The following is a 13548-nucleotide window of genomic DNA, read 5'->3' on the forward strand; positions in this document are numbered from 1 at the left end:
TGTCAAAACAGCAGTCTGCTTCTTTCTTAATTATCAAACATATCTTTAATGTCCTGCTTCAGCTTTTCACCGAATTTTTTCTTTTTCTCGCCAGTAGAAGGGCGGTTTCCACAGGCTTCATCAAATTTGCGCAAGGCCTCTTTGGCCTCTTCATTTAATTTGGTGGGAACCTGTACTACCAGAGTCACGTAGTGATCTCCTCTGACATTCTTATTTCTCAGAGAAGGTACACCCTTACCTTTCAGTCTTACTTTGGTATCCGTCTGCGTTCCCGGTTTCACATCATACATAACATCTCCGTCCACTGTACTGATGCGTACCTCACCGCCTAAAGCCGCCTGAGCATACGTAATAGGCGCAGTCGAGAATATATTCATATCCTGTCTCTGGAAAATCGGATGGCGTGCCACAATAACCTCCACCATCAAATCCCCTCTCGGACCACCGTTTAATCCCGGTTCACCCTTATCCCGGATACGAATGCTCTGTCCATTGTCAATTCCTGCCGGAATGGTAACTTTAATCTTCTTACGGCTGGAAACAAATCCTGTACCGCGGCAATCTGTGCATTTTTCCTTTATCACCTTACCGGTTCCCTGGCACTCCGGACAAGTCTGCACATTCTGGATAGTGCCAAACATGGACTGCTGGGTATAAACCACCTGTCCGGAACCGTGACACTTCGGACAGGTTTCCGGAGAAGTCCCCGGCTTTGCACCCGTTCCGTGGCAAGTATTACAGGCATCTTTTAAGTTTAAATCCAACTCTTTTTCACAGCCGAAAACAGCTTCCTCAAACGTAATATGCACGGCTGCACGGACATTAGCCCCTTTCATCGGACCATTATTGGGGCGTCTTCTTCCGCCGCCACCGAACAAATCACCGAAAATATCGCCAAAAATATCACCCATGTCTGCGCCGCCAAAACCGCCAAAGCCTCCGGCACCGCCGCCGCCCTGTTCAAATGCCGCGTGACCGAATTGGTCATACTGCTGCCTCTTCTGCGGGTCGCTTAAAACACCATATGCCTCCGTTGCCTCTTTAAACTTTTTTTCCGCCTCTTTGTCTCCCGGATTCACATCCGGATGGTATTTTTTGGCAAGTTTACGATATGCACTTTTAATCGCAGAGTCATCTGCGCCCCGGTCTATGCCCAGGACTTCGTAGTAATCTCTCTTTTCTGCCATTGGTTTTGTCCCTTTCTGTATATCGAAGCACATAGACATGGGCTGCCCGAAAACACCCCATGTCTATGCCTTTACTGATTCACCTTATACACTGCAGATTAAACTTCTCTGTAATCTCCGTCTACCACATCATCGCCATACGCTTCATTAGAGGCACCGCCCTGTGCGCCTGCTCCCATGTCCGGACCAGCCTGTGCACCACCCTGTGCCTGAGCCTGTTCGTACATTTTTGCAAAAAGTTTCTGTGCGCTCTGCATCAGTTTTTCTTTTCCTGCTTTGATTTCTTCTACCTGTGCATCGGTAATTTCATCCACATTTGCACATTTAGCCAGAACATCTTTCAATGCATTCAGGTCAGCTTCTACTGCTGTCTTATCGTTTGCGTCAATCTTATCTCCGGCCTCTTCCATAGCTTTCTCTGTCTGGAATACCATGGCATCTGCATCATTCTTTGTATCTACAGCATCTTTCCGCTTTTTGTCCTGTGCTTCGTATTCAGCAGCTTCTCTTACTGCTTTATCAATTTCGTCGTCAGACATATTAGAACCTGCTGTGATAGTGATGTGCTGTTCTTTTCCTGTTCCCAAATCTTTAGCGGATACATTTACAATACCATTTGCATCAATATCAAAGGTAACTTCAATCTGAGGAACACCTCTTCTTGCTGGCGGAATACCGTCCAGACGGAACTGTCCAAGAGATTTATTATCTCTGGCAAACTGTCTTTCACCCTGTACAACGTTGATATCAACGGCTGTCTGGTTATCTGCTGCTGTAGAGAAAATCTGGCTCTTCTTTGTAGGAATTGTTGTATTTCTCTCAATCAGTCTTGTCGCAATACCGCCCATGGTTTCAATAGACAGAGACAGCGGAGTAACGTCCAGAAGAAGGATATCTCCGGCACCTGCATCACCTGCAAGCTTACCGCCCTGTACAGATGCACCAAGTGCTACACATTCATCCGGGTTCAAAGTCTTGCTTGGTTCTTTGCCTGTCAGCTGTTTTACTTTATCCTGTACAGAAGGAATACGTGTAGAACCACCTACTAACAGTACCTGACCCAGTTCAGATGCGGAAAGTCCTGCATCCGACAAAGCGCGTTTTACCGGTTCTGCTGTTCTCTCCACTAAATCGTGTGTTAATTCATCAAATTTGGCTCTTGTCAGGTTCATATCAAAGTGCAGCGGTCCGTTGGCATTCATGCTGATAAACGGAAGGTTGATATTGGTAGTTGTTGCAGAAGAAAGTTCTTTCTTTGCTTTTTCAGCAGCTTCTTTGATACGCTGCATAGCCATCTTATCTGCGGATAAGTCCACGCCTTCGTTTTTCTTGAATTCAGCAATCATGTAATCTGCAACTTTCTGGTCGAAGTCGTCACCACCAAGGCGGTTATCACCTGCTGTAGACAATACTTCAATGACACCATCACCGATTTCAATGATAGAAACATCGAATGTACCGCCGCCTAAGTCGTATACCATGATTTTCTGCTCTTTTTCGTTATCCAGACCATAAGCCAGAGCTGCTGCTGTAGGCTCGTTGATAATACGTTTTACGTCAAGTCCTGCAATTTTACCTGCATCTTTTGTAGCCTGACGCTGAGCATCGTTGAAGTAAGCCGGAACTGTGATAACAGCTTCTGTTACTTTCTCACCCAGATAGTTTTCTGCATCTGTTTTTAATTTCTGAAGAATCATTGCAGAAATCTCCTGTGGAGAATATTTTTTATCATCAATCGCAACTCGATAATCGGTTCCCATATGTCTCTTAATAGAAGAGATTGTTTTGTCTGCATTGGTTACTGCCTGACGTTTTGCAGGTTCACCGACCAGTCTTTCTCCTGATTTTGTAAATGCTACTACGGAAGGTGTAGTTCTTGCTCCTTCTGCGTTTGCGATAACTACCGGCTGTCCGCCTTCCATAACACCTACACAGCTGTTTGTCGTACCTAAGTCAATACCTATAATCTTTCCCATGATAAATTCCTCCTAAATTTTTCTTCTATGATGGATTGTCTGTAATTTATAAGATAAAATCTTCCAGGATTGCTCCTGTGAGATGAATATCGCATAATTTTTTAACCGAATGTTTCAAGTTAATTTGCCACCTTAACCATGCTGTGGCGAATCACAGAATCTTTATACATATAACCCTTCTGGAATTCTTCTACAATCACATTTTCTCCGGCTTCTTCATCTTCTATATGCATGACCGCATTGTGAAAATCCGGGTTAAACTCCTGTCCCACCGCTTCTATTGTCTTTACGCCCATCTCATCAAAAGCCGTCATAAGTTGCTTATAAATTTGAGTCATTCCTGTAGCAACAGGATTTTCTTTTTCATTCTCCGGTATCATTGCTAAGCCTCTTTCGAAATTATCCACTACCGGAAGAATTTTTTCTACAATTTCTTTTGCACCTACCTGATACATGGAAGCTTTTTCTTTTTCTGTCCGTTTACGGAAATTGTCAAACTCTGCCATCTGGCGTTTTACCATATCGGTAAGTTCTTCTATCTTTTCATCTTTTTTATCTTTTTTCTTTTTTCCGAAAAGACCTTTTTTCTCAGATGTTTTCTCTTCCTGTTCTGCTGCAGAATCTTCTGTTTCCTGGCTTTCTTCCTTGGAAACTGCCTCTTCTGCCAGATTCACATCATCCTCTTCCAGAATTTCTTCTGCTTCTTTACTGGAAATATTTCCTTCTTCCATGGTATTATACTCCTTTTTTTCTTCTGACACGAATCTCATACCGCCTTTCTATGTTTTCTTAAATATATTGTCCAACTGATTTTTCAGCGTTTTCAGATTATCCATTACATTTTCATAATCCATCCGCTTCGGTCCTATAATTCCAATGGTTCCCTGCATGCCTTCGCCCAAATCATAGGTAGCGGTTACAACACTGCAGTCCTTCATGGTCTTCACGGGACTCTCATTTCCAATGTATACCTGAATCCCCGTATTCTCACTGCCGTATTCACTTTCTGCAACATCCTTTACAAACTCTGCCAGCGCCTGTTTCTCTTCAAATGCGGAAATCAATTCACTTGCTTTTGAGGTATCTGCCAGTTCCGGATATTTGAAAATGTTGGTTGCTCCGCTGGTATAAATCTTCATGTCCTCTTCGTCCGGTGCAATGGCCTGCGCTACGGCATCAATGACACTGCTGATTACTGCACTGTGTATTCCTGCCTGCTCCTTTAATCTGGAAATCATAGCCAGATTAATTTCCTCAATAGAAAGCCCGTTTAACTGCGTATTCAACAGAAGATTCAGCTTGAGAACGGTCTCATCATCCATGGGCTCTGTCAAATCAATAATATGATTTTTCACCAGATTACCCTCTACGACCACCACCGTCAGCAGCTGGCTTTCGCCGACTCTGGAAAGCTGCAGGAATTTCAATTTATTCCGATGATAAGTGGGACTGGTAATCATAGTAGCATAATTCGTGTTAGATGCCAGGACTTTGACTACCTGTTTCAAAACCTTTTCCATTTTGTCGGTTTTCTCAATCATCAGTTCCTTGATTTCTGCGGTTTCCTTTTCCTTTTCTTTCATGAGTTCGTCTACATAAAGGCGGTAACCCATATCCGAAGGAATCCTTCCGGCGGAGGTATAAGGTTGAATAATGTATCCCAGCTCCTCCAAATCTGACATTTCATTGCGGATAGTTGCGGAGCTAAGATTCAAATCCGTGTACTTGGAAATGGTCCTGGAGCCTACCGGTTCGCCGGTTTCCAAATAAGTCTGGATAATCGCTTTTAAAATTTTTCGTTTTCTTTCATCCAGTTCACTTATGACTTCCATCTTTTGCTCCTTTCTTTTGTTGTTAGCACTCATTTAAGTGGAGTGCTAATATCTATGTTTTTAAGATAGCACCAGAGGTTTTATTTGTCAAGGGCTTTATAATTATTTTAGAATTTTCCCGGAAAGAATTTCAGTCTTCCAGTTCTTCCAGATTCTTTTTCAGTTCTATCATCTTATCACGCAGCTGTGCTGCCATTTCAAAATTCAGGTCTGCGGCTGCGGTCTGCATCTGTTTTTGCACCTGTCCAATGAGTTTTTCCAGTTCTTTCCGGCTCATGGATTCCGGGTCTTTCATCAGCTTGTCTTCTGTCTCTGCTACTGCCTTGGAAATGCTGATAAGGTCACGAACTGCCTTTTTAATGGTCTTTGGCGTAATGCCGTGTTCTTCGTTATATTTTTCCTGAAGAGTCCGGCGGCGCATAGTTTCATCCATAGCAAGGCGCATAGAGTCTGTCATTACATCTGCATACATGATTACTCTTCCCTCCGCATTGCGGGCCGCACGTCCAATAGTCTGAATCAGAGATACCTCGGAGCGCAGAAATCCCTCTTTGTCTGCATCCAGAATCGCGACCAGTGTAATTTCCGGTATATCCAGCCCTTCCCGCAAAAGGTTGATTCCCACCAGCACATCAAAAACATTTAAGCGCATATCCCGGATAATCTGGGTTCTCTCCAGAGTATCAATGTCTGAGTGCAGATATTTCACACGGATTCCCAAATCCTTCATATACTCTGTCAAATCCTCAGCCATGCGTTTAGTCAGTGTCGTAATCAGAATCTTATTTCCCTTTTCTACTTCTTTATTCACTTCTCCGATAAGGTCATCAATCTGCCCCTCTACCGGACGCACTTCCACCTTTGGGTCTAACAGGCCGGTAGGGCGGATAATCTGCTCTGCCCGGAGCAATTCATGATTTTCTTCATATTCCCCCGGCGTTGCCGACACAAAGAGAATCTGGTCAATTTTATCCTCGAACTCTTCAAAGTTCAAAGGACGATTGTCCTTCGCGGAAGGCAGACGGAACCCATAGTCCACCAAAGTCTGCTTTCTGGATTGGTCACCTGCATACATCCCCCGAATCTGCGGTATGGTTTTATGAGACTCATCAATAATAATCAGAAAATCATCTCCGAAATAGTCTATCAAGGTAAACGGCGGCTGTCCCGGCTTCAGACCTGAAAGATGACGGGAATAATTTTCTACACCGGAACAGAACCCTGTTTCTTTCAGCATTTCTATATCAAAGTTGGTTCTCTCTGAAATTCTCTGGGCCTCCAAGAGCTTGTCTTCACTTTTAAAATAATCCACCCGCTCTTTTAATTCTTCTTCAATGGCCACTGCAGCTTTCCGTATTTTTTCTATGGGCACTACATAATGAGAGGCAGGGAAAATTCCTATATGACTCAGGGAGCGTTTGATTTCTCCTGTCAGCGTATCAATTTCTGTAATGCGGTCAATTTCATCGCCGAAAAACTCTACTCTCACAGCTGTGTCGCTGTAATCTGCCGGAAAAATTTCCAAAACATCTCCTCGCACCCGGAAAGTTCCCCGGTGAAAATCCATTTCGTTTCTGTCATATTGAATGTCTATTAACTGACGGATAACCTCGTCACGGTCTTTTTCCATGCCGGGACGCAGGGAAATAATCATGTTCTGATAATCGTCCGGGCTTCCGATTCCATAGATACAGGACACACTGGAAATAATGATAACGTCTTTTCTCTCGCTTAAAGAAGAAGTGGCAGAAAGACGAAGTTTGTCGATTTCATCGTTGACTGCGGAATCTTTGGCGATGTAGGTGTCAGATGATGGGACATAGGCTTCGGGTTGGTAGTAATCGTAGTAGGATACGAAATATTCGACGGCGTTATTCGGGAAGAATTCTTTGAATTCTCCATAGAGCTGAGCAGCCAAGGTTTTATTGTGCGCTATAATCAATGTCGGTTTGTTCAGGGCTGCTATAACATTTGCCATGGTAAATGTCTTTCCAGATCCCGTAACCCCCAGTAAAGTCTGACATTGATTACCTTCTTTGAATCCTTTTACAAGCTGGGCAATGGCTTGTGGTTGGTCGCCGGTAGGGGCATATTCTGATACTAATTCAAAATGATCCATAAATTCTCCTCTTTCTATTCATTCTTTAAAAGTAACCCACATCTGAACGTTTTATGTCGAGATTGTAATAATCCACTTGATATGTTTTTCCATCCGAAGCAGTATAGGCAAATTTTGCCCAAACTGATTCTTTCTTTAATTCTCCTTCTTTGAAAATATTCCTTACATGCTTCCCTGTAACACTTTTATCACGTTGAAATAATTCTGCCATTTGATCAATCGAAAGCCATACGGTATCATTTTCAACTCTATAATCCGCTTCACCGATATCGGACAATGGCCATTTGCATCCACACCCACATCATATCTTCTAATTCCAATTTCTTCAAACAATTCTGAATCATATTTTTTATGATGATTTCCTTTTACTAAAATCTTTTTTCCATTTAATTTGCTGATCAATTCATTTCTTTGAATTCTCCATAAAGCTGTTCGATGGCTTGTGGCTGTCTCGTGTAATCAGGATATCCATTTCATTGCTGTTTTCCGCTGTCACCTCTCTCTTTTCCTCCAGTAACGCAACAATCTTCTCCGCACTATCTCCCGGTATCACCTGCTGCTGCGCTGTCTGCATGGCTTCTGCTTTTTCTCGGTCTCTTAATAATTCTCTTCCCTTTTTCACCTGTCCCTCCACAGTTCTCGGGGCAATGGAAAGGCCATGCTTTACAAAAAACCGTTTGTTTGCCGTCTCACATCCCGGTATGGGTGCTGTATGCACAATGGGAATCCCGGATACTGCCGCTTCTGTAGAGGTCAGCCCGCCCGGCTTTGTATAAAGCATATCGCAGGCTTTCATATAAACCTCCATCTGCCGGGTCTTTCCCACAACAAAAATAAAAGAATCCTGCTTGTATTTTTTCTTCATTTTCTGAAACATTTTTTTATTATTGCCGCAGATGACCGTGAGATATTCCCCTTCTTCCCTTGTTCTGCAAAACTGCTGAGTCAGTTTTTCCAAATCTCCAGCCCCCATGCTGCCGCCCATTAAAAGATAGTTTACGCCTTCTAAAGGCAGGTGAAGGTAAGCTCTCGCCCTGTCTTTATCCGCCCGTCTGGAAAACTTCCCGCTGACCGGAATTCCCAAAGGCAGTAATTTTTCCTCCGGTATTCCTCTTTTCACACATATTGCCACCATTTCCTCATGGGCTACCACATAATAATCACATTCCGTCTCTTCCCAGAAGGGAATGCAGGTATAATCCGTCATAACCGCCACCGCCAGCGGCAGTTTTATTCCCTGCCGTTTCATATAAGTAATGGTTTCCGCAGGATATAGATGCGGCATCAAAATAGCATCAAAATTTTCTGTCTCTAAATAGTCCTTTAAATATTTTCCCATTTTTGCATTGACATAATACACCGGAGATTTCCGCATAATTTTACTGGCAGCCATCCCAATCTGGTAAACCGCACCAAATACATGGGGCATCTTTTTTACTGTATTTACATACACATCTCCCACCGTATCCGATACTTTCTGTCCTGCTAAAGTCAGATAATCGAACATCACCGCCTCATGTCCCTTTTGTTCCAATGCCTCTTTTACGGCAAACCCTGCCGCGTCATGCCCTCCTCCTGTCTTGCAGGATAAAATTAAAACCTTCATACATTAACTTCTCCTAAGCCCTAAACGTATCTGCCTTTCTTCCTTGTTTTTCCACTCTGCCGCATGTTTATTCATAACCACCCAGGAAATCAGCAGATTTCCCGCCAGCACTGCCGGCTGCAGATGAAACACCAAACCACTGACCAGCCAGCACAGATAAGTCACAATGGTTCGGTATCCGTGAGGTTCCAGTACAAGAACCAGGGAAAAAAGCAGATACCAGAAAACCAGCAGCCACAACCCGGTCAGCATAGGATACATCCCTAAAAGTACGCCGAAAGACACTGCAATGCCCTTCCCGCCTTTCTTCCGTCCCCCAAAAAGCGGGAATGCATGCCCTGCCACTGGAGCTGCCATAACCAAAGCAACTCCCATCCCCAATTTCTCAGGTCCCAGACATTTCAGCGCCCAATGCACCGGCAAAAGTCCCTTTAAAACGTCGCAGAGCAGTACCGCAATTCCACAGACAGCCCCGCCGTAGAAAAAGGCATTGGCTGTCCCCGGATTCCCGTCACTGCTCATACTGCGTACATCAATTCCTTTGATAACTTTCGGTATCACATACCCAAACATAAGGCCACCCGAAAAATACCCCAAAAGTATATAAAAAATAAATTCTATAAGCATGTCAGCACCTGCTTTCTTCCTGCTCCCAGTTCTTCCTCATTTTCCGAAATTCCGGTATGTACAAAAGCAGCGTTCCCGCCATAATTCCTATCTCCAGATAAATCAGAGTTTCTGCCGCCCCAAGGGAAATCCCCGGAAACAGCACCAGCATACACAGCACAACAAACAGACTGGCTGTGCACACTTTTCCAAACCATTTTGCTCCATCCAGCTTTTTTCCATGACGGAGGTTTATCAGCCCCATAACAGCCATGAAACCTTCCTTTACAAGCATAAGTGCCACCAGATACCGCATGGCTTCGTAACGAAAAGCCAGACACAGCGCAATGGCTCCGTGGGTCAGTTTATCTGCCAGCGGGTCCAGGAATTTTCCGAACTCCGTTATCATGTGAAACTTTCTCGCCACTTTTCCATCCAGAAAATCAGTAATTGTTGAGATTGCCACAATTCCTGCTGCCAGATAATAGTCTTTCATGCTGTCTGCTTTCAGATAAATCACGCAAAAGAAAGGGATTAGAAGAATCCTGAAATATCCCATACAGTTGGGTATGGAAAAGAATTCTTCCTTCTTTATTTTTCCCATATCAGCCCTTCTTCCTCTGCCCTCACATCAATTTCTCTGTCCCGGTAATAGTATTTCTCATCTTTCTCCCCGATTTCCCGCAGCACCTTACAGGGATTCCCCACTGCTACTACGTTAGCCGGAATGTCCTTTGTCACAATGCTTCCCGCACCGATAACAGAATTCTCCCCAATGGTAACCCCCGGCAGAATCACAACACCTGCGCCAATCCACACATTGTTCCCGATATGAACCGGAAGATTAAACTGGATACCCCTGCGCCGCAAATCCGGCCGCACCGGATGTCCGGCTGTGGCAATAGTTACATTTGGTCCAATCATCACATAGTCTCCGATATACACCTCTCCGTCATCCACAACCGTAAGATTGAAATTGGCATACACATTCTTTCCCAAATGTATGTGATGTCCGCTCCAGTTAGCATAAAAGGGGGGCTGAATGTAACAGTTTTCCCCACATTCTGCAAACATCTCCTTCATCAGTTCCTCTCTCTTTTTTGTCTCACTGGAACTGCAGCTGTTAAATTCTCCTAGTCTGTCCAGATAAGGGAACTGTTCATTCATAATGGCGTCATCCCCCGGGTCATATAACATTCCTTTTTCCATACGTTCTTTCTGTGTCATTTTCCTTCTCCCTTTTGGCAGTCCGTAAAACCGTCTGCCCCTTTCTTCTTTTACTTTCTGCTGTTTTTATTTTGCTATTGCATAGCTTTTACTGTTTCTATAGCCTTCTGCAGCTGATTATCCTCTTCGTGGGTCAGTTCGGCTTTCTGTTCCAGCCCTTCCGTCAACTCTACTTCCACATCTGGTTCAATCCCCGTACCGTGGATACATCTGCCTTTTGGCGTATAATATTTAGCTGTGGTAGTCTTTACTGCACTTCCGTCTGAAAGAGGCAGTATGCTCTGCACAATTCCCTTTCCGAAGGTCGTTGTTCCTACAATCGTTCCCTTTTCGTAATCCTGAATTGCCCCTGCAAAAATTTCCGATGCACTGGCACTGTTTCCGTTAACCAGCACTGCCAGCGGAATCTCCAGTTCACTTTTTCCATCACTATTGATTTCTTCTTTCTTCCCGTCTTTATCTTCCGTGTACACAATCAGTCCCTCTGGAAGCATATCATTTAAGATACCGCACACGGAAGTAAGCAGACCGCCCGGATTATTTCTCACATCTATAATCAGACGTTCCATCCCCTGGCTCTGTAACTCTTCGAAGGCTTCCAAATACTGGGGTTCTGTCTGTTCCGTAAATTCATAGAGAGAAATGTAACCGATGTTATCCTCCAACATTTCATGGTCTACTACCGGTATATTTACTTCTTCCAAAGGCACATCAAATTCCAGATAATCGTCTTCCCCATCTCTGGCCACAGTCAGATGTGCCACCTCGCCTTCGGAAGCTTTCACCTTATCCACAACCTCTGACAGTTCCAGGCCGCTGACATTCTCTCCATTCACCTGCAAAAGAATATCCTCCGGCAAAAGTCCTGCTTTCTCTCCCGGCGCCCCTTCATAGCAGCGGACAATTTTCACCGCACCTGTGTCCATCTGCATCTGCATTACCACACCAATACCCTTATAAGAGCCTGTAGTTTCCGTATTCAATTCCTCGTATTCCTCTGCCGTGTAATAAGCGGAATACGGGTCTCCAAGACTCACCATCATGCCCTTATACATGTCTGCTTCCATGAGTTCCTTATCCACTTCTCCAGTATATTTTTCGTCTATAATCTCTTCAATCAGCTTTGCTTTTTCCATAGATTCATCATTCACCGCATTTTTACTGTTTTGCCGGTCTTCCACTACATCATAGACTTTCATTCCCGCTCCCCCCACAGCAAGAGTAAGCGCCATCCCCAGGATAAATCCATTTGCAAATTTTTTCTGTCCCATTTTCTCTGCTCCTGATTCTCATTTTTATAAAATAATTTTCCATTTTGTGCAAGGAAGGAGAGAGCACTGCCTCTGCAGCACCCTCCCCTTCTGAAATCCTGTATTCTTTACACTCTCAGGTGTTTTCTCAAAGAGAACATACTTCCAAAAAATCCGATTCCCACGCCAAGTCCGATACCGATTGGCAGAAGATAACGGAATACGTCCCACACATTCAAAAACTGCAGTAAGTTTCCAAGAACACCGAATCTGCTGATAATATAAGCAACCGCCTTTTCATACACAACATAAATAATTCCCATAGGAATTGCTGCACCGATAACGCCCAGCAGAATACCTTCTATGACAAAAGGTACTCTTACGAAAAAGTCAGTGGCACCTATCAGTTTCATGATTCCGATTTCCTCCTGACGAATGGAAATACCCATAGTAATGGTGTTGCTGATAAGGAAAAATGCAATGGCCAGAAGGATCAGAATAATAGCAATAGATACATATCCTATCAGCCTATTCACATTGGTCAGCATATCTGCGGCTTCTTTAGACTCATCTACACGACGGACACCATCCAGGCTTTTTGCAAAGTCTACAAATTCCTTCTGACTTTCCACATCCTTCAGATATACATCGTACCGCGCAGAATTCGCCAACGGATTATCCTGCTGCTCTTTAAAACCGTCTGCCAGTTCTTCATTATCCTCGCCCAGATACTCCTTACTGAAAGATGCCCACGCATCATCTGCGGAAACATACTCTACCTTGGAAACCTCCGGACGACTCTTAATTTCTTCTCCAATCTGGTCAATCTGTTCCTGCTTTGCACCCTTTTCAAAATAAACCAGAACGGCAACGCCTTCTTCTGCAGAATCTACAATATAGTTAAAGTTCATAACAATGGACAAAAACAGTCCGAACAAAAAGATACATGCGGCCATAGTAGCCACTGACGCCAGTGAAAAGCGCAGGTTACGCCAGATATTTTTAAATCCCTGTTTCAATATATATGCGATTGTACTAATTCTCATTCAGATATTCACCTTCTTGTTCGTCGCTTACAATGACGCCTTTCTTCATCGTAACCACACGTTTTTTAAACGCATTTACGATTTCTCTGTTATGGGTAACGACAAGAACGGTAGTGCCGCGCTCGTTAATCTCTTCCAGAAGTTTCATAATCTCAAAAGAGTTTTTCGGATCCAGATTACCGGTTGGCTCGTCTGCCAGAAGAATACTTGGTCGGTTTACCAGCGCTCTTGCAAGAGCAACTCGCTGTTGCTCACCACCGGAAAGCTGGTCCGGTTTTGATTTATATTTTTCTGCCAGACCGACCAGCGTCAGCATTTCAGGAACTCTTTTCTTAATAATACGGGTAGGGCGCTGTATGACACGCTGGGCAAACGCCACGTTTTCATACACGTTTCTATCCTTTAACAGACGAAAATCCTGGAACACAACACCTACTCCCCTGCGGTATTTTGCCACTTTTCTCCGTCTCAGCTTATTAAGTACCTGTCCGTTTACCGTAATGGTTCCGCTGGTAGGATCCAGTTCCTTCAAAAGCAGCTTAATCAAAGTTGATTTTCCTGAGCCGCTGTTTCCTACGATAAACACAAATTCACCCTTCTCCACGTGAAGATTCATATGGTCAATGGCTGGCTGGCCCTTGCTGTATGATTTGCTCACGTCTTTTAAATCAATCATAATAACCTCCTGTTTTCCTATTG

General features: G+C 44.0%; 13 protein-coding genes. All 13 read right to left on the reverse strand.

Annotation, left to right across the window (positions count from 1 at the left end; genetic code table 11):
- Positions 1 to 26: 26 nt before the first annotated feature.
- Positions 27 to 1187, reverse strand: coding sequence for a molecular chaperone DnaJ (dnaJ, locus tag G5A70_RS05605; RefSeq protein ID WP_173748693.1), 1161 nt, complete (start codon positions 1185 to 1187; stop codon positions 27 to 29).
- A gap of 98 nt (positions 1188 to 1285) precedes the next feature.
- Positions 1286 to 3163 (reverse strand): molecular chaperone DnaK, encoded by a 1878-nt coding sequence (gene dnaK / locus G5A70_RS05610; protein WP_173748694.1) that lies wholly within the window; start codon positions 3161 to 3163, stop codon positions 1286 to 1288.
- Positions 3164 to 3282: 119 nt separating this feature from the next.
- Positions 3283 to 3924, reverse strand: coding sequence for a nucleotide exchange factor GrpE (gene grpE, locus G5A70_RS05615; RefSeq protein ID WP_226853525.1), 642 nt, complete (start codon positions 3922 to 3924; stop codon positions 3283 to 3285).
- Between the two features lie 18 nt (positions 3925 to 3942).
- Positions 3943 to 4995, reverse strand: a complete 1053-nt coding sequence (gene hrcA / locus G5A70_RS05620) for a heat-inducible transcriptional repressor HrcA (RefSeq protein ID WP_173748696.1) — start codon at positions 4993 to 4995, stop codon at positions 3943 to 3945.
- 130 nt (positions 4996 to 5125) lie between these two features.
- Entirely contained in the window at positions 5126 to 7114 is a 1989-nt protein-coding gene (uvrB, locus tag G5A70_RS05625) for an excinuclease ABC subunit UvrB (RefSeq protein WP_173748697.1), read from the reverse strand.
- 25 nt (positions 7115 to 7139) lie between these two features.
- Positions 7140 to 7391, reverse strand: a complete 252-nt coding sequence (locus tag G5A70_RS05630) for a hypothetical protein (protein ID WP_226853527.1) — start codon at positions 7389 to 7391, stop codon at positions 7140 to 7142.
- Positions 7392 to 7517: 126 nt separating this feature from the next.
- A complete protein-coding gene (locus tag G5A70_RS05635) occupies positions 7518 to 8720 on the reverse strand; it encodes an MGDG synthase family glycosyltransferase (RefSeq protein WP_173748698.1) in 1203 nt (400 codons plus the stop codon).
- 3 nt (positions 8721 to 8723) lie between these two features.
- The gene (locus G5A70_RS05640) at positions 8724 to 9347 is read right to left on the reverse strand and encodes a glycerol-3-phosphate acyltransferase (RefSeq protein ID WP_173748699.1); all 624 of its coding nucleotides are present in this window, start codon (positions 9345 to 9347) and stop codon (positions 8724 to 8726) included.
- 1 nt (position 9348) lies between these two features.
- Positions 9349 to 9930, reverse strand: a complete 582-nt coding sequence (locus G5A70_RS05645; RefSeq protein WP_173748700.1) for a CDP-alcohol phosphatidyltransferase family protein — start codon at positions 9928 to 9930, stop codon at positions 9349 to 9351.
- Positions 9918 to 10553 carry a sugar O-acetyltransferase gene (locus tag G5A70_RS05650; RefSeq protein ID WP_173748701.1) on the reverse strand — a complete coding sequence of 212 codons (636 nt, stop codon included), beginning with the start codon at positions 10551 to 10553 and terminating at the stop codon, positions 9918 to 9920. Before G5A70_RS05650 ends, G5A70_RS05645 begins: the two co-directional genes overlap by 13 nt.
- 74 nt (positions 10554 to 10627) lie before the next feature.
- Positions 10628 to 11824, reverse strand: a complete 1197-nt coding sequence (locus G5A70_RS05655) for a S41 family peptidase (protein WP_173748702.1) — start codon at positions 11822 to 11824, stop codon at positions 10628 to 10630.
- Between the two features lie 107 nt (positions 11825 to 11931).
- Positions 11932 to 12849: a permease-like cell division protein FtsX gene (gene ftsX, locus G5A70_RS05660; RefSeq protein WP_173748703.1), complete on the reverse strand. Its 918-nt coding sequence runs from the start codon at positions 12847 to 12849 to the stop codon at positions 11932 to 11934.
- Positions 12839 to 13525, reverse strand: coding sequence for a cell division ATP-binding protein FtsE (ftsE, locus tag G5A70_RS05665; RefSeq protein ID WP_173748704.1), 687 nt, complete (start codon positions 13523 to 13525; stop codon positions 12839 to 12841). The genes ftsX and ftsE overlap by 11 nt, the downstream gene beginning before the upstream one ends.
- Positions 13526 to 13548: the final 23 nt, after the last annotated feature.

Source organism: Blautia hansenii, assembly GCF_013304445.1.
Classification (GTDB): Bacteria; Bacillota; Clostridia; order Lachnospirales; family Lachnospiraceae; genus Blautia.

Excerpts from the sequence above, each read along its gene's own strand:
- G5A70_RS05655 (WP_173748702.1), bottom strand. The coding sequence starts at position 11,824 with ATGGGACAGAAAAAATTTGCAAATGGATTTATCCTGGGGATGGCGCTT.
- hrcA (WP_173748696.1), bottom strand. The coding sequence starts at position 4,995 with ATGGAAGTCATAAGTGAACTGGATGAAAGAAAACGAAAAATTTTAAAA.
- dnaK (WP_173748694.1), bottom strand. The coding sequence starts at position 3,163 with ATGGGAAAGATTATAGGTATTGACTTAGGTACGACAAACAGCTGTGTA.
- ftsX (WP_173748703.1), bottom strand. The coding sequence starts at position 12,849 with ATGAGAATTAGTACAATCGCATATATATTGAAACAGGGATTTAAAAAT.
- dnaJ (WP_173748693.1), bottom strand. The coding sequence starts at position 1,187 with ATGGCAGAAAAGAGAGATTACTACGAAGTCCTGGGCATAGACCGGGGC.
- uvrB (WP_173748697.1), bottom strand. The coding sequence starts at position 7,114 with ATGGATCATTTTGAATTAGTATCAGAATATGCCCCTACCGGCGACCAA.
- G5A70_RS05635 (WP_173748698.1), bottom strand. The coding sequence starts at position 8,720 with ATGAAGGTTTTAATTTTATCCTGCAAGACAGGAGGAGGGCATGACGCG.
- G5A70_RS05650 (WP_173748701.1), bottom strand. The coding sequence starts at position 10,553 with ATGACACAGAAAGAACGTATGGAAAAAGGAATGTTATATGACCCGGGG.
- G5A70_RS05645 (WP_173748700.1), bottom strand. The coding sequence starts at position 9,930 with ATGGGAAAAATAAAGAAGGAAGAATTCTTTTCCATACCCAACTGTATG.
- G5A70_RS05640 (WP_173748699.1), bottom strand. The coding sequence starts at position 9,347 with ATGCTTATAGAATTTATTTTTTATATACTTTTGGGGTATTTTTCGGGT.
- ftsE (WP_173748704.1), bottom strand. The coding sequence starts at position 13,525 with ATGATTGATTTAAAAGACGTGAGCAAATCATACAGCAAGGGCCAGCCA.